Origin of the sequence: Photobacterium rosenbergii (assembly GCF_033022775.1) — a bacterium.
GTDB lineage: Bacteria > Pseudomonadota > Gammaproteobacteria > Enterobacterales > Vibrionaceae > Photobacterium > Photobacterium rosenbergii_A.
The window spans coordinates 78,069-97,628 of record NZ_JAWJZI010000014.1 but is presented as its reverse complement, the minus strand read 5'-3'; the positions used below and the strand labels follow the sequence as shown (position 1 = coordinate 97,628).

Annotated in this window: 16 protein-coding genes and 1 pseudogene; 4 read left to right on the top strand and 13 right to left on the bottom strand. The window is 44.4% G+C overall.

Features of this window, described 5'->3' with window-relative positions; genetic code table 11:
• Positions 1-123: 123 nt before the first annotated feature.
• Together R2X38_RS21750 and R2X38_RS21745 are read right to left on the bottom strand one after the other, a co-directional pair.
• Positions 124-339 carry a hypothetical protein gene (locus tag R2X38_RS21750; protein WP_317524450.1) on the bottom strand — a complete coding sequence of 72 codons (216 nt, stop codon included), beginning with the start codon at positions 337-339 and terminating at the stop codon, positions 124-126.
• Between the two features lie 61 nt (positions 340-400).
• Positions 401-565, bottom strand: a pseudogene (locus R2X38_RS21745) (FAD-dependent oxidoreductase); the annotation flags it as partial.
• A 176-nt stretch (positions 566-741) separates the two neighbouring features.
• Between R2X38_RS21745 and rhaB the strand changes: the two are divergent.
• From rhaB to R2X38_RS21725, 4 genes are all read left to right on the top strand, one after another.
• The gene (gene rhaB / locus R2X38_RS21740; protein WP_317524449.1) at positions 742-2,184 is read left to right on the top strand and encodes a rhamnulokinase; all 1,443 of its coding nucleotides are present in this window, start codon (positions 742-744) and stop codon (positions 2,182-2,184) included.
• Positions 2,185-2,193: 9 nt separating this feature from the next.
• Positions 2,194-3,453, top strand: coding sequence for an L-rhamnose isomerase (locus R2X38_RS21735; RefSeq protein ID WP_317524447.1), 1,260 nt, complete (start codon positions 2,194-2,196; stop codon positions 3,451-3,453).
• A 103-nt stretch (positions 3,454-3,556) separates the two neighbouring features.
• Positions 3,557-4,357 (top strand): rhamnulose-1-phosphate aldolase, encoded by an 801-nt coding sequence (gene rhaD, locus R2X38_RS21730; RefSeq protein ID WP_317524446.1) that lies wholly within the window; start codon positions 3,557-3,559, stop codon positions 4,355-4,357.
• A 9-nt stretch (positions 4,358-4,366) separates the two neighbouring features.
• Positions 4,367-5,509: an iron-containing alcohol dehydrogenase gene (locus R2X38_RS21725; protein WP_317524445.1), complete on the top strand. Its 1,143-nt coding sequence runs from the start codon at positions 4,367-4,369 to the stop codon at positions 5,507-5,509.
• 1,056 nt (positions 5,510-6,565) lie between these two features.
• Here R2X38_RS21725 and R2X38_RS21720 read toward each other — a convergent pair.
• From R2X38_RS21720 to R2X38_RS21670, 11 genes are all read right to left on the bottom strand, one after another.
• Positions 6,566-7,405 carry a helix-turn-helix domain-containing protein gene (locus R2X38_RS21720; protein ID WP_317524444.1) on the bottom strand — a complete coding sequence of 280 codons (840 nt, stop codon included), beginning with the start codon at positions 7,403-7,405 and terminating at the stop codon, positions 6,566-6,568.
• 12 nt (positions 7,406-7,417) lie between these two features.
• Positions 7,418-8,425: a LacI family DNA-binding transcriptional regulator gene (locus tag R2X38_RS21715; protein ID WP_317524443.1), complete on the bottom strand. Its 1,008-nt coding sequence runs from the start codon at positions 8,423-8,425 to the stop codon at positions 7,418-7,420.
• A 230-nt stretch (positions 8,426-8,655) separates the two neighbouring features.
• Positions 8,656-10,089 carry a 6-phospho-beta-glucosidase gene (locus tag R2X38_RS21710; RefSeq protein WP_317524442.1) on the bottom strand — a complete coding sequence of 478 codons (1,434 nt, stop codon included), beginning with the start codon at positions 10,087-10,089 and terminating at the stop codon, positions 8,656-8,658.
• A gap of 66 nt (positions 10,090-10,155) precedes the next feature.
• Complete coding sequence (locus R2X38_RS21705; RefSeq protein WP_411185720.1) at positions 10,156-10,464, bottom strand: PTS lactose/cellobiose transporter subunit IIA; 309 nt, start codon at positions 10,462-10,464, stop codon at positions 10,156-10,158.
• A 55-nt stretch (positions 10,465-10,519) separates the two neighbouring features.
• Positions 10,520-10,825 (bottom strand): PTS sugar transporter subunit IIB, encoded by a 306-nt coding sequence (locus R2X38_RS21700; protein WP_317524440.1) that lies wholly within the window; start codon positions 10,823-10,825, stop codon positions 10,520-10,522.
• A gap of 213 nt (positions 10,826-11,038) precedes the next feature.
• The gene (locus R2X38_RS21695) at positions 11,039-11,344 is read right to left on the bottom strand and encodes a PTS sugar transporter subunit IIB (RefSeq protein ID WP_317524439.1); all 306 of its coding nucleotides are present in this window, start codon (positions 11,342-11,344) and stop codon (positions 11,039-11,041) included.
• A 384-nt stretch (positions 11,345-11,728) separates the two neighbouring features.
• Complete coding sequence (locus tag R2X38_RS21690; RefSeq protein ID WP_317524438.1) at positions 11,729-12,676, bottom strand: alpha/beta hydrolase; 948 nt, start codon at positions 12,674-12,676, stop codon at positions 11,729-11,731.
• A gap of 97 nt (positions 12,677-12,773) precedes the next feature.
• Positions 12,774-14,084 carry a carbohydrate porin gene (locus tag R2X38_RS21685; RefSeq protein ID WP_317524436.1) on the bottom strand — a complete coding sequence of 437 codons (1,311 nt, stop codon included), beginning with the start codon at positions 14,082-14,084 and terminating at the stop codon, positions 12,774-12,776.
• A gap of 387 nt (positions 14,085-14,471) precedes the next feature.
• The gene (locus R2X38_RS21680) at positions 14,472-15,452 is read right to left on the bottom strand and encodes an AraC family transcriptional regulator (protein WP_317524435.1); all 981 of its coding nucleotides are present in this window, start codon (positions 15,450-15,452) and stop codon (positions 14,472-14,474) included.
• A 13-nt stretch (positions 15,453-15,465) separates the two neighbouring features.
• Complete coding sequence (locus tag R2X38_RS21675) at positions 15,466-18,123, bottom strand: family 78 glycoside hydrolase catalytic domain (protein WP_317524434.1); 2,658 nt, start codon at positions 18,121-18,123, stop codon at positions 15,466-15,468.
• A gap of 2 nt (positions 18,124-18,125) precedes the next feature.
• A complete protein-coding gene (locus R2X38_RS21670; RefSeq protein WP_317524433.1) occupies positions 18,126-19,436 on the bottom strand; it encodes a PTS sugar transporter subunit IIC in 1,311 nt (436 codons plus the stop codon).
• Positions 19,437-19,560: the final 124 nt, after the last annotated feature.

The following is a 19,560-nucleotide window of genomic DNA, read 5'->3' as shown; positions in this document are numbered from 1 at the left end:
CCAAATCAAGGACCGTTCGTATCAGTAAAACCCGCTATGTGGTTCGCTCCAAACATCTTAATTGATAGGAGTTAGCCATCTGTGGCGGTTTTATTGTTTGACGACATATCTTTAGCTAATAGCTTAGCAACGTCGTACATCCGGATGATTGGCACTGGCATTCTCATGGTAGATATCTGCCAAGTAGGTCGCCAAATCCGCTTCATCAAGCTCTGGTGGAATAACCACATCATAGATACGGGCACGCATCGCGGTATCTGACTCTTTGTAGAGTAACCAAAAGCCATCTTTTTGTTGTACAGACATCTTGGTACCAAACACATCGAACATCAGAAACATCGTTGTTCTCCTTCATCGGCCCGTAACCGAACTTTTCTTAGTGCAGCTTCAAATTAGGACTCAGTACGCGGGCAATACGGCCTTCAACCATCATCGAGCCTTTGGTCAGGTTACCCATTAGGCTACCCACGGTTGAGAAACGGCTCAGTGACACCAACGAGCCATGATCGCTATAGACGTAAGGTTTCTGCTCGCGGTCAGTCATTTTAGCGACGATGTTCGTGAAACAACGCCGTCGGCTTAACCACCAGCTGGTTTATGCGGTCACCTCTAATAATTTAAACCTTTTCACCGTTTTCTTGAAAAAAAAGCCCAATTCCAGCGATAAGAGGAGAAAAATTGAAGTTAATCGCAGACGAAAACGTTTTTAATAGTTCCATAGAAAGAGAGGTATTAACCACGATGAAAGCTGTGATTGCAATAGACCTTGGAGCGTCAAGTGGACGCGTCATGGTCGGTTATCTGAAAGATAAAAAAATTGAGCTCGAAGAATTCCACCGCTTTAAAAATCAGCAGGTAATGCGTGGGAAGGAATCCTGCTGGGATCTCGACTCAATCCTGACAGAAATCAAAACCGGCATCGATAAAGTGAACGCCACCGGTATAGAGATCACCTCACTGGGTATTGATACCTGGGGCGTGGATTTTGTCCTACTCGACAAGGAAGGTAATAACCTTGGCGAATATGTTAGCTACCGCGATACGCGTACCGAAGGCGTGATGGACAAACTGCTCACTGACAATCAGCTGAGCCTGACCGATGTGTACAAAATCACCGGTATCCAGTTCCTGACCTTCAATACACTCTATCAACTGAAGGCGATTGCCGATCAGCAACCGGCGTGGTTTGCGGACATCGACACACTACTGTTTGTCCCTGATTACCTTAACTACAAGCTAAGCGGCGTGAAGCATTGTGAATACACCAATGCCTCAACCAGTCAGCTGCTTAACTGTCAGGAGAAGACCTGGAACCAACAGCTTATTGATGCCTGTGGCGCCAAAAAAGAGTGGTTCCTGCCAGCGGAGATGCCAAACCGCATTATTGGCCAATACCGCCACGGCGACATTGAGATCCCGGTTTGCTCGGTTGCAAGCCACGATACCGCTTCTGCTGTTGCCGCAACGCCGATTTCCGGTAACAACATGGCTTACCTGAGCTCGGGCACTTGGTCGCTACTGGGTATCGAAAGCGAACAGCCTTACACCGGCGAGCAGGCCTATCAATACAACCTGACCAACGAAGGTGGAGTTGATGGCCGCTACCGGGTGCTGAAGAACATCATGGGCCTATGGCTTATCCAACGGGTAAAAGCGGAAAACCCATCACTGGAATTCAGCGATATTGCCATGCTGGCACGCCACGCAGAACCGTTTAAATACATCGTTAATCCTAACGACAATGATTTCCTCAATCCAAGTTCGATGACTGCAGCCTTCAAGGAATGGTTCAACAAGCGCGAACTGACCGGGCCGCAAAACCTGTCAGAAGTGATTCGCTGTATCTACGACAGCCTGACACTTGCCTACGCAGACGTACTGACTCAGCTGGCCGAAGTTACCGGTAAGCAGTTTGACGAACTTCGCATCGTTGGCGGTGGCACACAAGACCAGTTTCTCAATCAGCTAGTTGCCGATGTTTGTCAGATTATGGTCTCGACTGAGCCAACTGAAGCCTCGGCGCTGGGTAATGTCGTCAATCAGTTTATTGCCTCTGATGTCATTACCTCACTCGGCGAAGCGCGGCAAATTATTGATGCGTCTTCCGAAGTTAAGTATTTCACTCCACGTCAAATTGACGGACTGGAGCAAGCCAAATCCCTTTACCAACAGATCACTAAATAGGTAAACAAGATGACTAACGACCAAATCACAACTGCTTATCAGCAAGCGAAAAGTGTCTTTGAAAAATACGGTGTTGATACCGACAAAGCTATTGAAATGCTGAAAACAACACCTGTGTCTATCCACTGTTGGCAGGGCGACGACGTAAAAGGCTTCGAGTCTCCAGAGCTAGAACTGAGCGGTGGTATTCAAACCACTGGTAACTACCCTGGCGCGGCGACCACGCCTGACCAACTGCGTGCCGACATGGACAAAGCATTCTCGCTGATCCCAGGTAAAAAGCGCGTTAACCTGCACGCTATCTACATCGATAGCGACAAGCACGTTGAGCGTGACCAGATCAAACCTGAGCACTTCAGCCGCTGGGTAGAGTGGGCGAAGCAAAACGACCTGGGGCTGGATTTCAACCCGACTCTTTTCTCACACCCGAAAGCAGATGACGGCCTGACCCTGTCGCATCCGAATGACGAGATCCGTCAATTCTGGATCGACCACGTCAAAGCCTCTCGTAAGGTTTCTGAATACTTCGGCCGTGAGCTGGGCAGCACCTCTTTCATGAACATCTGGATCCCAGACGGTATGAAAGACCAGCCGGTTGACCGTCTAAGCCCACGTAAGCGCCTGATGGAATCACTGGACAAGGCGCTGGAAGAAAAGATCGACGGTGCCTACCACAAAGATGCCGTGGAATGTAAGTTATTCGGTATTGGCGCAGAAGCGTTCACCGTGGGCAGCAACGAATTCTACCTGTCTTACGCGGCAACCCGTAACACAGCACTATGTCTAGATGCTGGCCACTTCCACCCAACTGAAGTGATCAGCGACAAGATCAGTGCTTGTTCTCTGTACGTCAATGACCTGCAACTGCACGTTACCCGTCCAGTACGTTGGGACTCTGACCACGTTGTATCATTCGACGACGAAACTCAGGCGATCATGCGTGAAATCGTACGTAACGACCTGCTAGACCGTGTCTCTATCGGCCTGGACTTCTTCGACGCATCAATCAACCGCATCGCGGCATGGGTTATTGGTACCCGCAACGCGCAAAAAGCCCTGCTGAAAGCCCTGCTGGAACCAACTGCCGAGCTAAAAGCGGCCGAAGAATCATTTGACTACACCACCCGTCTGGGTCTGATGGAAGAATGCCACTCACTGCCTTGGGCTGCGGTATGGGATTACTTCTGCCTACAAAACGAAGTACCAGTTGGCTTTGACTGGATGAAAGACGTTAAAGACTACGAAGCAACCATTAACGCAACACGTTAATTCCCTCCCCCAATGTTCGCCGGATGAGCAGCGAAGCAACGCTCCTAAGTGCCCGTTGCTTATCCGGCAACAACCTAATGCAATATACCAGGCTGAAAATCAAATGATCGAATTAAATAACGCAGTTAAAGCTGAAATTGAAAAAGTTAGCGAAGTCTCACAGTACCTTTGGCAACGTGAATGGGCCGAGCGCAACGGCGGTAACATCTCTGTTGACCTGACCGACATCTTTGGTGCTGTGGGCACCATCGACAGTCCAGAAAAAACACTGCCACTGCAACTGCCAATGGAAAGTGCTGGCCGTATTTACTACGTGAAAGGCACCGGCCAGCGCATTCGCGAACTGCGTGATCCACAATACGCGGGCTGTGTACTACGTATCAACGCCCAGGCCAACGGCTATCAAATCCTTTGGGGGGGTAAAGCCAGTGACGATTTTGCCCCAACCTCAGAATTTATCAGCCACATCAAAATTCTGGTTGCGAAACAAAAGGCTGGCGCTAACCACAAGTCGGTAGTGCATACTCACCCACTTGAGCTTATCGCTCTATCTCACCACTCTGACATTGCTAAGAGCAGTGAACTGTTCACCCACACTTGCTGGAAGATGTTGCCAGAAGTTCGCGCCTTTGTTCCGCGCGGCATCGGCATGATCCCATACTGCCTGCCATCGTCTGAAGAATTGGCTGACCGCACTACTGAGGCCCTCCTGGCTAATGACGTTGCTATCTGGGAAAAACACGGTGCCACCGCATCAGGTGCCGATGTCCTGGAAGCCTTCGACTACATCGACGTCGCTAACAAAGGCGCCAAGCTGTATATGATGTGTACCGCTGCCGGATTCGAGCCAGAAGGGGTTAGCAAAGAAAATATGGATATCCTAAAACGCGAATTTAACCTATGAGGAATAATGATGAGTGTATTTAAGCTAGCATTTCCTAAAATCAACTACTCTGGCGTGGGTGCAATCGAAGCACTGGTAGAGCGTCTGGCAGCAGAACACGGCTCTGAGTCTGGCCTGCTGATCTGTGACCCAATGCTGGTTGAATTAGGCTTTGCGTCAAAATTACTCGACAGCGCCCTGAACCTGACGCTATTTAAAGATGTTCGCCCTAATCCTGACACCAACACGGTAAATAATGCCCTTGAGATGTACCAATCTGCTGATGCCAAGTACATCATCGGCTTTGGTGGCGGTAGCTCGATCGACACAGCAAAAGCCATCAAAATCCTGTCTGCCAACCCGACACCGATTTCAGCCTACAACGGTGTTGAGAAGGTAAAACAGCTTGGTGCCCCGCTGTACGCCATCAACACCACAGCCGGCACGGCTGCTGAGGTAACCAGCAACGCAGTGATCACTGACACGGCCACCCATGTTAAACATGTCATCATCTCGGACAAAATCATCCCGGATGTTTCGGTAAACGATCCAAGTGTGATGCTAGGCATTCCTGCCCCGACTACGGCAGCAACAGGTATCGATGCGCTAACTCACGCGGTTGAATCCTTCGTTTCTGTCGGTGCTCACCCACTGACCGACTTCATTTCACTGCAGTCGATCAAAATGATCGCCGAGAGCTTACCTAAAGCAGTGGACGACGGTACTGATGTCTCTGCCCGTGAAATGATGGCTTACGGCCAGTTCGTTGCCGGCCTGTCATTCAACAGTGCTGGCCTGGGTATGGTGCATGCCATGGCCCACCCTGCCGGCGCGCATAAAGATCTGCCGCACGGTGTCTGTAACGCTATCTTGCTGCCGATTGTGTGCGAGTTTAACCGCCCTTACCGCGTTGAGAAATTTGCTCAAGTTGCGGCTGCGATGGGTGTTGATACGTCGGCAATGAGTCAAGAAGAAGCCAGCGTTGCCGCTATTGATGCGCTGAACGAGCTCAACCGCCGCGTCGGCATTCCAGCGGGCTTCGGTGAGCTGGGCGTAACGGAGGAAGACATCCTAAGCTGGGTTGACGATGCGATGGCTGACCCATGTGCCGGTGGTAACCCGCACCCAATGACGCGTGAGCAAGTGATCGAGCTATACAAAAAGTCGATGTAATCGCAGTCCAATTACCTCCGGAATACGTGTGGGCAGTTTAATTGCCCCGATAAAGAAGGCCAACTCACACAGTGAGTTGGCCTTCTTTCATTTAAGTACCTTGATAGACATTTTCCAGATGAAACGCATCCAGTATTTTCTAGCAAGCCAAATAGGCTGCTGATACCTCCACCTTATTATCAGAGTTGATATCTGTCGAATAATCGTAACGTTCTATCTAGCTTTAAAAAAACAGAACTATAAGTTCCAAGAGTAGGTGCTATTATGCAACTTCAGCCATTACAACCAAGCTTAGGTCTCAACCAACAACGCTGACAATGAGTACCTGTATAAAAAAGCAATCTCTGATTTTTCTAACGCAGTGTTTCTTGAGCAAAGAACATTGCTACTTAATTGCAGGTATTGTTCGACATTTCAATTTTTTGAAATCGAAAGAAAACGTTAATGTGGCTGAAAGCCCTATCATCACCGGCCCAGAAAATAAACACTCTCTTCAATTGATGTGTTCGTAAGTTCCGTTTTGAGCAATACATTGCTCCTGGCTGATACCGGTTATTCTGGCGTCGATCATTTCACAACATGAGCGTTCAGTTATATACAGAAAAACACTCATAAATCGCCACAGATAAAATATAGGGGAAAGGATATATTAGATGGAAATATGTTAGACTTAATGCTTCAGATTCAATCAATGTTCTCGCAATAAGCTACTATTTCGAGGTTGCTATTTTAATGTTAAATAAGTTGATGAGACCATTAAGAAGACGGCCCCTTGTTACCTTCCGGTAACATTCGATATCATTTTCCAACAGGTACATAGATTCGAAATCCAAGCCCATTTCATTGCAGGTAGTTTCAAGCCACCCCACTTGCTTTAGCGTTTTTTTCTTCCACCGAATTTTATATCTATTATGTGCAGTTCTACTTTCTATAGTACCAATCCAGCCTTGGATATCAATCCCAAAATCTGGGTCCGTAACGCCATGTTTGACAACGACAGCATCACCCTTGCTAAATTTACATTTTTCCATTTTTTATTTAGTCACAAATATAACTTTATTGACTCGTCAATATCACACTTACCCCAAGCCTAACATCTCTGGGAGTAGTATTAAAAAGCTGCTTAAACTTGGTAGAGAAATAGTTACTATCATGATATCCAACATCATAAGCAATCTCAGTAATGCTCTTCTCACTATAACGTAGTGCTTCTAAAGATTTGCTTAATCGTATATAGTTCAGACAGCGATTGTAACTCATACCAGTTAGTATTTTTAGGTTTTTAGTCAGTAGTTTAGGGGATATTTTTGCTTTATATGCCAATTCTTCCAATGTGTTCGATTCTGCATAATGAGAGTGTAAATATGCCAGCAAAGAAATTACTTTCTCTTCATCACTCCCTTGTGAAATATCCTTAACTCTTCCTCGAGATAATTCCACGAGCAACAAATTAAATAATGATTGACATATTATTTTCGATTCTGCCGTGTTTGAATGTGACTCACTATCCAACCGCGCAATGATCTGATTCACATGTTGACTGCAACTATCATTAATAAACCATCCGCTGCTCTCTTCAGATTGACGAGTTGGGATATATTTTTTTATCGCAGAGTCAACTGACAGTTTTGCAGGATCAAATAGAACATTACTTAGGTGCAAATTATCAACATTTTCAAACAGGTGCCTATCATTTCTGTTCACAAAACAGATGAAGTTTTTAGATAGGTTCATAGGAACATCATTAATAACATGCGTACCACTGCCACCAGACACCACCATAAGCTCTTCAAACGCATGCGCATGCTCAGGGAAAGAGTCCTGAGGCGCTCTTAGCTCAGTCGTTATAGGGAGATCTGAACGGGCAAAAAATTCTGTTGATTTCAAATAAATCATATTGTTAGATCATTAGATGTCATCGGCACATGGAATAACTGACTCTCGCTTGATCAATCTCCCCGTGTACAAATGAAAACTAGGTGTTTTTTTGTCTTTGGTGAGTGCCAACGCCAATTCAATTGCGTGTTTTGTCATTTTTTCTATAGGCAGCTCGACCGTTGTCAAGGTAGGAGAAGAAAAACTGGAGGTTGGGTCATCATCAATACCAATAATCGAAACTTGCTCAGGAACCGAAATACCCACCTCAGACAGCGCCTTCAAAGCTCCGAACGCCATATGATCGTTAAAGGCCACCATAGCTGTAAAGTCTACACCTTTGTCTATGAGCTCTTTACATGCTCTGTAGCCACTTTCTATAAAGTATTCACCGTATACAACAAGTTCTTGATCAAAGGCCATTCCGTGGGCTAATAATGAATTCTTATAGCCCGCAAGTCGAGCCTGCCCGGTAGGGTTATTTAGAGTCCCGGTGATACATGCAATTTTACTGTGGCCACAGCTGACCAAATAATCCACCATCATTTCAACGGCGCCCTGTTGGTCAAAAGCAATAACGTGGCAAAGTGGATTGGGTGCAAGCCTGTTCATCACAACAAGCGGCACGGTCAACTGTTTAGCTAACTGATTGATATGAGCATCCGTTGGCGTCCGGCTATAGAGGACAATGGCATCGCAACTGCCTTCTATTTTGCGAATGGCTTCATATTCTTTGTCAGGATCGTTATGCCCATCAGTCACCAAAAGCTGCTTGTTTGCCGCCTCTGTACTTGCCGATGCTTGCTTGAGCAGCAATCCAAAGTGGATGCCGTTAAAATCAGAGACAACGAAGCCCAAGGTGCTGGTTTCATTGGTTGCTAATGCTCGTGCAACCGTATTCGGCCTGTAGCCCAGCTGCTCCATCGCTGAATAAACAGTATGCCGAGTCGACTCTTTAACCGGCCCATTGCCATTGATCACCCGAGATACGGTCGCTTTAGATACCCCAGCCAATTTACAAACATCAACAATGGTACTCATTTATTCACTTCACCCAATCAATCATTAACACATGGTATTGCCGACAATACTGCCGGTTATAATCGAAAACTAGCGACACTGTTGATAGGGTCGCTAGAAACTATACAAATCACTTAGTAAACAGAATTATAAAGTATCGACTTAGCCGTGGCGAGTGGTCAGTAGGCCAACCAGTATAGTTAGAACCATTACTGGCTTCATTTTATTCCCAGTCAGCCTAACCTTATTGTTTACATGCTTTCACCATTACTCTCGATGATACCTTTGTACCAGTCAAAGCTCTTCTTCTTCGAGCGTGACATATCGCCACTGCCGTCATCGTGCTTGTTAACATAGATAAAGCCATATCGTTTCTTATATTCACCGGTGGTGAACGAAACACAGTCGATGCAACCCCACGGAGTATAGCCGATAAGATCAACACCATCTTCGACAACCGCTTTCTTCATCTCGCGGATATGAGCTTCCAAATAACCAATACGATAGTCATCGTTGATACTGCCATCTGCTTCGACGGTATCTACCGCCCCAAAGCCATTTTCTACAATGAACAACGGCTTTTGGTAACGTTCATGAAGCATATTCAGCGAGTAACGTAGACCTACCGGGTCAATCTGCCATCCCCAATCCGACGCTTTCACATGCGGGTTAGGTAAGCTGCCAGGGAACCCTGTTAGGCCTTTGCTTTCACCTTTATTGGTCGCCGAAACGGCAACCGACATATAGTAGCTTAGGCCAACGTAGTCACAGCAGCCTTCCTTCAAGGTCTGCTTATCGCTTGGATCCATTTCGATATGGTAGCCTTTGGCAGCCCACTCGGCCTCAATGTAAGACGGGTACTCGCCGCGCATATGGACATCACTGAACAAGAAGCGATCACGCATTGATTGGTTAGCGAATAAGATATCGTCAGGGGCACACGAATATGGGTAAATTGGAATAAAGCCAATCATGCACCCAATCTTAAAGGCTGGATTGATTTGGTGACCGAGTTTAACGACTTTCGCGCTTGCCACCAATTGGTGGTGTACTACTTGATACATCGTTTGTTCCGGCTTGTCATCATCATTGAATACAACACCGGAACAGGTATAACCAAACAGCGGGTAACTGTAATTCTTTTGGTTATTGATCTCGTTGAAGGTCATCCAATACTTAACTTTTCCTTTATACCGCTTCATCACAGTTTCAGCATAATGGACAAAGAAATCGATGACCTTGCGGCTACGCCAACCACCATACTCTTTAACTAGGTGATTTGGCATTTCGAAGTGGGACAAGGTGATTACAGGCTCAATACCATATTTAAGCAGCTCATCGAACAAATCGTCGTAGAACTGAAGCCCAAACTCATTCGGCTCGATTTCATCGCCCTGGGGAAAAATCCGCGTCCATGCAATTGAAGTCCTAAAGCACTTAAAACCCATTTCGGCGAAAAGGGCGATATCCTCTTTAAAATTACCATGAAAATCTATAGCTTCATGGTTTGGATAAAATGTATCGCTTTTAACACCGTCAGTGATAATACGGTCTTTATCGACTGCACCACCACTCAACACATCAACAACACTCGGCCCTTTGCCGTCTCTGTTCCACCCACCTTCTACCTGGTGGGCAGCAACGGCACCGCCCCATAGAAAATTTTTCGGAAATGCATTATTCATTGTGACAATCTCTTACTGTTGAGCAAGCCAAGGATTAAATAATTCAATGCCTCAGCTTAGACGGGTTTATGATTGAAGATTACGGTGGATATTAATCAATTCCTCAATTAACTCGCGTGCCAGCATTGATGTCATAATGTGGTCTTGCGCATGTACCATTACCAGGTTGACCGGAACTTTTCCTTGACCCTCATCCAGACCAATCAGTTCTGTCTGAACGCCATGTGCACGTTTTGCCGCTTCGGTAGACTGGGTCAGAAGGTCATCAACTTCATCCCACTGGCCCTGCTTGGCGCTCATCAGTGCTTGCATCGCCAGACTCTTAGATTCACCCGCATTGATGATCAGTTCCATTACAGTAGATTCGAGATCCATCATTCTCTCCCATAAATTAAATTAGATGTAAAATAGAAAATTTTTATTAGTAAAGCTACATTATTAGATGCAGTGCATCATTTAATATTTTCTTTCCGTTCATCATACCGTAGTCCATAGAATTTACGACTTCTATCGGTTTTCCAGCTGATTCAGTAATAACCTTGAAATCTGTAAATTTATGTTTAACTTGCGGACCGAGTAAAAAACAATCATATTTATAAACGTAGCTTTCAAATTCAGACATTGCTACTGATGTTATAACCACATTTACATCCATTATATCTGCAGCAAACTTCATTTTATTAACAACCATGCGAGCAGACATCCCTGCTGAACAACATATTAATATTCTTTTCATAGCATAATGACTGTAAAATAATTGATATGGTTATACATAAGAAAACATAGAATAGGATGTACAACCATAATGTAACCGGTTCTATTTTTGATGAAAAAATATATTTTCATCAACCAAAGAGCATATCGGCATTAGTGATCCCTCTATGCCGATATACTTACCATCCAATGAGTGGCATATTAATGGAACCGGTTACACTATAAAAAAAAGAAATTACCCTAGCATTGCCAATGCTTCATCCAGAATTTTATCGCCTTTCATCATACCGTAATCCATCTGATTAATAACGGCAATTGGCTTTTCTACACTGTCAGCTTTAGATTTGAATTCATTAAGCTTATATTTAATCTGAGGACCTAACAAAAAGCAATCATATTTAGACAAGTTGGCATCAAATTCATCAAGACCAACGGCATTAATTTCAACTTCAATATTTTTACTCACAGCAGCTTGCTGCATCTTTTTAACAACCATACTTGTTGACATGCCAGCTGCACAGCATAAAAGAATTTTGGTCATTTCGTTTACCTTAATAGTCTATTGGTTTGTTTTATTATAATATACAGAAAAATGGAACCGGTTACACCATATATTTCAAACACTATATAAAAGTGTGACTTAATTCTCAAAAAGTATAGTTTTTTCACCTTAACATTCTTTAATCACCAGTAAAAAGCGAATCTATTATAATGGGCATCCTATAATTCAGGGCTACTCATTACAAAAAATAACCATCTAAATGGCCTTTGAATATCAAAGTGTTCGGCTTCGCCAAATGCCAAAAAAGCCGATATTAAGTACTAGGCTTAATATCGGCGAATGAAAAGTAAGTGGACTTCACTCTAAATTTAACACTTGCAGGGCGGCAAGGATTCAAACCGCCCTATCAGATAGCACATACGTCTATTTCAGGTTCTCATCCAGAAACTCAATGATGGTATCCATGATTTCTGGCTGATACCAAAGGAAGCCGGCATGATCAGCCCCTTTAATAACGTAGCGAGTTGAATCAATGCCTTTATCTACGAGTGCATCATGCAATATTTTGGTTTGGCTTGGTGAAACAATAGGATCCGCATCTCCGTGCATCAACAAAAATGGGGGAGTATTTTTGGAGATATGAGTAATTGGGTTTGCATAAGCTGCCTTGTCAAGGTCACTCAAGATTGAGCCGCCCGCCTGGAAAGGAATGCCGTTGACCAACATCGCCTCTGGAATAGCTGGCGACTCATGCGTTTTCTGACGTTCTGCGGAATAATCAGCTCCGACTCGAGTCAGATCTGAAAGACCATACAGGTCAATCGCAGCCTGGACATCACTGCTTTGATCAAGGTTGGCACCTTTGTCAAACTCTTTCATACCGTTGGTGGTTGCAGCTATTGCGGCTAAGTACCCACCTGCAGACTCACCCATAATAGCAATTCGGTCTGGGTCAATACCAAACTTTTTCGCGTTAGCACGCATGTAACGCACCGCAGATTTAATATCTTCCAGCATCCCAGGGAAGGTTACCATTGGTACGACTCGGTAATCGATACTGGCCACCACATAACCCGCCCGAGCCATATCTACACGCTGACCGATAAATTTCGTTTTCGGTGCATCCATAAAACCACCACCAGTTACAAACAATACGGCAGGTAGAGGTTCTGGCGAGAACGGCTGGATAACATCCATTGACAATTTGATCGGACGCCCCATGTTATTGTAGGTTTCCGCGTAGACAAAATCAGCATTCAGACGAATGGGTGGCACCGACATTTCTACTTGCATTTCAATGCTATCGGAAGGTGCAGCAAGCGCTACGGAGGAACCCATAATCAAAGCAGATAACAACAGAATTTTTTTCATTGTACTGTCCCTTGTAAACGATTTTCTTCGTTGAGATGTGTATAGAAGAACAAAATGGAGACCTCCGATTAGCGAAAGTCTCCATAAGCTAGTTCAGTTAGAAGAAAGCTTCCATACGGAAACCAACGCGCCATTCATTGTCAACATCAAGGTCTGTGATTACTTGATCACCACCTGCGTAGGCTACGCTGAAGTTAGTAATTGGCGCTACCCATGGTAGTGTTTTGAGCTGGATTGAAGGGCCGGCCGCGATTTTATACATGCCGCCATCAGCACCATCAACACCATTTCGGTTGGTCATATGAGCGTAAATTGCTTCATACTGCATTGAAATATGGTTCGTTACTGGTTGGTATACATTGACCCCAGCAAACACTTTTTGCTCAGTTTCGCTACCGTATTCAAACGTTTTTCCAGGCAGCATTGGGTTAAGATCCCTTAATTCAGTAACCTTACGATCTTCTGCACGGTCGGTATATTCATACACCAGCGCCGGCTCAATCGTAAAGCCGTCAAACTGGTTGATCATCCCGTAGTAAGAAGCACGCATAGATTTGTCGTCTTCTTCACTTAATACCGTGATACGGTTAGTGTTCAAGTACGGTGCGATCACACCTTTACCCGCCTGAACGATAAAGGTCGAGTTGCCATCTAAACCAGCATAAGAACCAAACTTATATTTGGCAAAGGCACTAATTGCATCGCGCTTGGTGCCATTGTGAGGTTGAGGAACACCAAGCTCAGTAGTTTTGTCTTCGAGTTCTTTTACGTAAGTCGCCCCAAGTTCGAACTGGCCGATGCGGTAGGCAAAGTCCCCGAGCGCCCGAGAGGGTTCTGCTGTCTTAAACAGCTGATCTTCACCAGACCAACCTGACATATCGTCTTGGTTATAACCAATGGTGAAGTCAAAATTGTCGCTGTTATAACCAAAACCTGCATCGGCATTTAGCTCACGGATGTTGTAGGCAAAGATACGAATGCGCTCACCGGTGTATCGACGACCAGCCCAGACAGTTGCATCTTCCGGTAGGAAATCCAAACCACCATAACGAGCAAACAACTGCTGCGCCTCGACGGATTTATCACCGTAACCCACAAGTTCGAAAGTAAGATCCGCCCACTGCCCTTCCTCGGCAACATCGTTCCAACGTTTGTTCATTGCGATGGCTGTGAACATATCGTGCCAATAGCTATTGGCCATGTCACCCATTTTACCACGCGGGTCTTGGTTCGGCCCTGTAGGGTCAATATGAAATGCGAGGTTTTTAGCTTTGCCAGTTTCTGCCTGAAAATCAGAGGCTACCATAGCATAGCCATTAAAAGTAAAGCTATCATCTGCAAATGTAGGGGCAGAAGCCGTAGCCATAAGAGCAGCAGAAATTGCCACCACTAAACTCGTTTGTTTCATTTATTATACTCCGTCTTTGATTATATCTTTACGGAATAGTTGCTTATGCACAGGATGTTAAGACATCGTAAACAGATGAAAGTACAAAATAGCTAATTACCAGCTATTAAAATCTATTCAGTGCCATTAAAATAAGCAAAAATACGTAAATCTTTATTTGTTGGATACAGGGTGTGAACAATCCTGTTTCTCTCTTTTCATATCCAACAATTGCATTGTCTTAGATCCACGGAGTGATTTTTATAACGATTGTTGTACAAAATAGTGTCGAATATTGCCATGGCGATATAGATCACAGTCTATAACCCCAAAAAAATATAAAACAAATTGCACAAAAAAAGCTCTTACCCAACCGAGCAAGAGCTAAATGAGACAACAATGATGTAACTAGTCTTCCGATTCTATTGAATAAGGTGCTTTTACGAACCTTATATTATCTCTATATTCTTTGATACTTACATTGTACTTTTCTTTAAATACACGATAAAAATGCGATGCATTTTCATATCCAGTCATATTAATAATATCGATGATTGAATAATCCGTATATTTAAGCAAATATATTGCTCGCTCTAATCTTTTTTCCAACAAAATTTCACTAAAAGTTTTACCCGTAAACTTTTTAAGCAACCGGCTCACTTTATAGTTGGGTTGGTTTAACTGATCCGAGATAACCTTCAAACTGGCATTCTGATAATTTTCATCAATGTACTTAAGTACCATCAGGGCCAGAGATTCAGTATAGTTTACGCTAACATAGTAGTCACTTGATTCAATATTAGCCAGTAGCTCTGTAATTAACAATCCAACAAGAAAATTCACTCTCATTTGTCTAAGTATATTTTCACTATAGATCTCGTTAATTATCTTTAGTACTGATTGTTGTAACTCCTCACAATTACCCACCTTAAAGTGAATATGCTCACCAAGCCGATTCTTACCATTAATAGAAGCTAAGATAAACTCAGTAATGAGATTTTCATTATCAAAAAGCGAAATGAGGCGGCCGATAAACTCAGGCTCAATAATAAAATTAATTATTATATCGTCTTCTGTCGCCGCCTCTACCTCGTGTTGAGCAAACTGGTTTAACAGCAGTATCTCACCCTGATTTTGCTCAATTGTTTTCCCATTTACCACTTGGCGCATTTTACCTTGATAAACATAAACCAGTTCTATGTATTCATGCGAATGCAGAGGGATATCAATAAACCGGGTTTGCTTAACAATAAAAATATGCTCGTCTCGAAAAAACTCTTTTTTTAAACGTTTAGTAAATGTAGGTTTAAAATCAGGATTTCTCTCTAGAAGCTCTAGTTCTTTGTCAGTGTATGATATTAATTTATCATGCACTTGCGCATCCAACATGTTTTGCCTTATATCAACAACACTCTTCTGCGCTAACTAAATCAGTATTTAACTCTAGGTTCAACTCATTAATACCAGTTATGTCGATATGAACGTGTTTTTCATCTAAGTACTTGATATTTTCCGGTGATATAGTAGACAAATATTTCCTGTCTAAAATCAATGTACATTCTTTTACCCCAGCTGGTACTTGAACAGACAAATGGGTAATACCGCTATTTTGTAACCACTGGCATCCCACCTTACCACTCGCGGACAGGTAACTGGCTTTTACCTCTGCTATATTGCTGGCCAAATACGGTTTCACCACCACCTTATCTGCACCACAGGCATCGTCGCAGACAGCAATCCCAGCCAGGCCATTATAAAACCATGAGATATATGAGCTAAACATCGCGTGATTGCAGGAGCCATTGAAGTTGTCACCAAAGAACTCCTTCAGCGCACCATTGCCATCATCAAGCATATGCTTCAAACCCAACGCATTATTCAGCCACGGCTGCACAAGATGGTTAAAATCGTATTTATGGGCCAGAGTGTAGAAAAAGCTCTGGCCAAAAATGCCACACTCAACATCGTAGCCAGCCGATCTAACCAGTTTGTCCAATGATGCCACCAGCTGCTGATGATCGCTTTCCAACTCAAAGTAGAGAGCAAACACATAGCTTGTTTGGCTCTTGTCAGCATAACTGCCATCATCATTACGGTATTTTTCCACCAGGCCAGATTTAACTGAGTCTGCCTGTTGCTGGTAATCTGCTCGCTTATCGGCAAGACCCAGTATTGCTGCAAACTCAGTCAGAAGATTCAAGTGGTAATAATAAAAACATGCCGCTGTAAAGCTTAAAGCTGGCGAGCCCCACTTAACATTATCTTGATCCGCAATTTTACTGCCCCAATCGCCCAGGCAGAAATCGGCAATATCATCAGCATTCAATATTTTGATGTGAGTCAACTGCGCTTCTAGATATGGGAAAACACGCTTCACTAGTTCGATATTACCATAGTATCGATAATGAGTTTTCAGTAAGTAAGGCACAGCCAACTGCCAACCAAGGGGACCGGCTCCTTCACCAGTGCCTTTAGTCTGGATCCCCATAAAAGGGGCGGTTTCCGGAAAGCCGCCGTTATCCATTCTGTCGGCAATGAAATCGTCGATGGTTTTTTCGTACAGGTTAGCAGAGTCGAACATCATTGCTTGCGAATTGGCAAGCGCAACCATATCACCGCCGTAAGCGAGTCGCTCCCGGGCACAATCCTCGATAACTGAGTGAATGTTATTGAGTTTTGTGGTTTTCGCGACCTGATACAAATAATTCAGGTCATTGTCGGAACAATGGAAATGCCCCACATCGTTCAACGAGGTATGGGCGTAAACCGCCTTGACATGGTTTAACTGCGCTAGCGTCAGCCCCGTGACTTCTACATAGCGAAACGAATGATAGGTGAACTGATTGCTAAAGCTCATCACGCCATCTCGGCAGATACAACGGTCACGCTGCTCTGCGCGAGCGGGTGCCCCCTCTCCTCCCGGAACAATGACATTTTCCGCGACTTCTTTTCCGACGAAGCCGGCCAAAGTTGAATCGGTGTTTAACGTCTTGTCGGCGTTAATTTCTTCACTGTAAAGAAACTCAACAACCAGGCCATCCTTGCCAGTGAAAGAAGCATCGATAAATCCGCTGACCATCTCGCCAAAATCGATGATATGCCGCGTCGGTTCAAGCGAGTATACTTCGGCCGGGGTCAACTCACGACTTCTGGTGATTTTGTCGATAAAGCTTGGTTTCAATACCCCTTCTGGGCCGGTGGTTTCGACCACATTAACCCACTCGGTATCAAGTAACTCTATCTTGCCACCATCGCGGTTAATCAAACGAAAATCGATCACCTCGCCTAAATACATATTGTTAAATAGGTATGGCCCCTCTGCAACAACCCAGCTCTCATCCGTAGCAAAGGTATGCTCATGTTCTTGCTCGCGAACAATAACCTCCGCCAACAGCATTGGCTGGCCCGTTGTTAGGTTGTTTCGTAAATTGTATTTACCAAACAGGGTGACGGGGGCCGGGTGATACCAACCATTGGCCAGTTCAACAAGGATCTCGTTCTCGCCTTGCTTGAGGTAGGCAAGAATGTCAAACGTATCGTAATAAACAATCTTGCTGTAATTTGTCCAATCGTTATTAAGCTCGTAATTAGAAACTTTGTTACCGTTGATATAAAGATTGTAATATCCCAGACCAACAATATTAATGTATGCCTCTTCGGTAGCGTCAGAGACATGCAGTGACTTTTTAATGACCAGGTTTCGACGATCGTCATAATACTGTTGATCATCAACCCAAGGGGTTTGTTTCGTCACCCATTTGGCTTTAAATTGCCCCAAGTTTCCGGTAATAAAATAACTACATAGTCGTTCTTTTCGACCGTCCTCACTATGAACCGTTATTTCAACCACATATTTACTGTTTTTCTGAAGCGTAATATCCTGAATAGTATAGCAACTTTCGTTGCTATACTGTTCCGTGACATATACTGTTTTATCTTTGTTGATAACCTTCAGAGTAAAATGTGATTGGGTGAATGTAACAAGCCACCTAAGGTGAATGGGGGAACAGTCAACAATGGCTGATTCACGCTTTCCATTTACTGTTAAGTTATCCAACATATTTAACCTTTAGCTTCAGCGGGTTGCAGTGCACCATCTTCAACAGCAGTGCCTTCACCTGATTGCTCAGCATTGGACATTTCTTCTGCTTTCTCTTCAGCAAAAGCAATTCTATCTGCGATCTTGAAGAAGAAGTACCAGCCAGCAAACCTGATGAACAAGGAGAAGAACTGGAACGCAGCAATTTTCCAACTGCCTTGCATAAAGCCTGAAACGATAACCGGCATACCCGCAGGCGTCATCACACCAGCAACCGCAGGTAAGATCCCAGCCACGGTCAGGTAGTAAGCCGCAAACAACATCACAGAGTTAAGTAGAATGTATGGAATAGCCAGCGCAAAGTTCATCACCAGCGGTACACCATAGGCCATTGGTTCACCGATAGTAAATACAGCCGGTGGCAGTGAGATACGTCCCAGGGTTTTGTAGCGTTGGCTTCGCGCCATAAACGCCAACATGAAGGCTAGAGGCAACAGATCACCGGCAGTGTATGTCATAAAGAACGCAAAGCCTGTGATGTTCGGCGTCGGCGCACCGGCAGAGAACGCAGCCAGCTGCGCAGCATCCATCGCAAACCAGATAGGAGCCACAATGCCAAGAGTGATCGCGTGACCGTGCAGGCCAAAGAACCAAAGCGTTTGAGCTACGATCGAGACTACAATCACCGAGCCAATGCCTGATCCGAGGTTCGTCAGTGGCGATTGGATAATACCGTAAATGATCTCATGCACACTGCCCAACCCGTTAATCGTAATTGTGGCAGATAAAACCGTGAAACCAGTTAAGATCACTAGACCTGGTACCAGTGCAGAGAAAGACTTAGAAATAAATTCCGGCACCCCTTCAGGCATGCGAATGATTAAGCCTTTTTGGGTTATTGCAACAAAAATACGTGCCGAAATAAACGCTACCATAATACCAGTAAACAAGCCCATCGCACCGAGCCACTCATTCGGTATACTGTATGCCTGCCCCAGCGGCCCCATCTCACCCAGTTCATACGGCGTCAAGATGAAGAAGGATATCATTGATATCAGGCCGGCCGTAAACCCGTCGACATTAAAGCTCTTGGCGAGCGTATAGGCAACGGAGAATGACACAAGGACCGCTAAAAAGTTATTGGTAAAGTTGATCGGTATATCAAAGAATGGAGCCAAATTATGCAGTGCGATAAAATCTTGGTATGCAGCAATAGGCAGAACCTTGAGCAGCGTGGCGAATGAGCTCATGATAGTGGCAGGAAGAACCAGCATCATGCCTCGCATAATCGATTGTAAGTATCGGTTTTGACCGATTTTTTGCATGATAGTCATCATTCTATCTTGCATGAGATTAAAGTTTATTTTCATAATTTACAGACCGTCTATCACTAAGATGGAAAATGGTGAACCAGTGTTAATCACCTTTTAATATTTGTAACGACATGGTTTCACAGGA

Excerpts from the sequence above, each read along its gene's own strand:
- R2X38_RS21675 (WP_317524434.1), bottom strand. The coding sequence starts at position 18,123 with ATGTTGGATAACTTAACAGTAAATGGAAAGCGTGAATCAGCCATTGTT.
- R2X38_RS21690 (WP_317524438.1), bottom strand. The coding sequence starts at position 12,676 with ATGAAAAAAATTCTGTTGTTATCTGCTTTGATTATGGGTTCCTCCGTA.
- rhaD (WP_317524446.1), top strand. The coding sequence starts at position 3,557 with ATGATCGAATTAAATAACGCAGTTAAAGCTGAAATTGAAAAAGTTAGC.
- R2X38_RS21705 (WP_411185720.1), bottom strand. The coding sequence starts at position 10,464 with ATGGATCTCGAATCTACTGTAATGGAACTGATCATCAATGCGGGTGAA.
- R2X38_RS21750 (WP_317524450.1), bottom strand. The coding sequence starts at position 339 with ATGTTTCTGATGTTCGATGTGTTTGGTACCAAGATGTCTGTACAACAA.
- R2X38_RS21670 (WP_317524433.1), bottom strand. The coding sequence starts at position 19,436 with ATGACTATCATGCAAAAAATCGGTCAAAACCGATACTTACAATCGATT.
- R2X38_RS21700 (WP_317524440.1), bottom strand. The coding sequence starts at position 10,825 with ATGAAAAGAATATTAATATGTTGTTCAGCAGGGATGTCTGCTCGCATG.
- R2X38_RS21680 (WP_317524435.1), bottom strand. The coding sequence starts at position 15,452 with ATGTTGGATGCGCAAGTGCATGATAAATTAATATCATACACTGACAAA.
- R2X38_RS21725 (WP_317524445.1), top strand. The coding sequence starts at position 4,367 with ATGAGTGTATTTAAGCTAGCATTTCCTAAAATCAACTACTCTGGCGTG.
- R2X38_RS21735 (WP_317524447.1), top strand. The coding sequence starts at position 2,194 with ATGACTAACGACCAAATCACAACTGCTTATCAGCAAGCGAAAAGTGTC.
- R2X38_RS21710 (WP_317524442.1), bottom strand. The coding sequence starts at position 10,089 with ATGAATAATGCATTTCCGAAAAATTTTCTATGGGGCGGTGCCGTTGCT.
- R2X38_RS21695 (WP_317524439.1), bottom strand. The coding sequence starts at position 11,344 with ATGACCAAAATTCTTTTATGCTGTGCAGCTGGCATGTCAACAAGTATG.
- R2X38_RS21720 (WP_317524444.1), bottom strand. The coding sequence starts at position 7,405 with ATGATTTATTTGAAATCAACAGAATTTTTTGCCCGTTCAGATCTCCCT.
- R2X38_RS21685 (WP_317524436.1), bottom strand. The coding sequence starts at position 14,084 with ATGAAACAAACGAGTTTAGTGGTGGCAATTTCTGCTGCTCTTATGGCT.
- R2X38_RS21715 (WP_317524443.1), bottom strand. The coding sequence starts at position 8,425 with ATGAGTACCATTGTTGATGTTTGTAAATTGGCTGGGGTATCTAAAGCG.
- rhaB (WP_317524449.1), top strand. The coding sequence starts at position 742 with ATGAAAGCTGTGATTGCAATAGACCTTGGAGCGTCAAGTGGACGCGTC.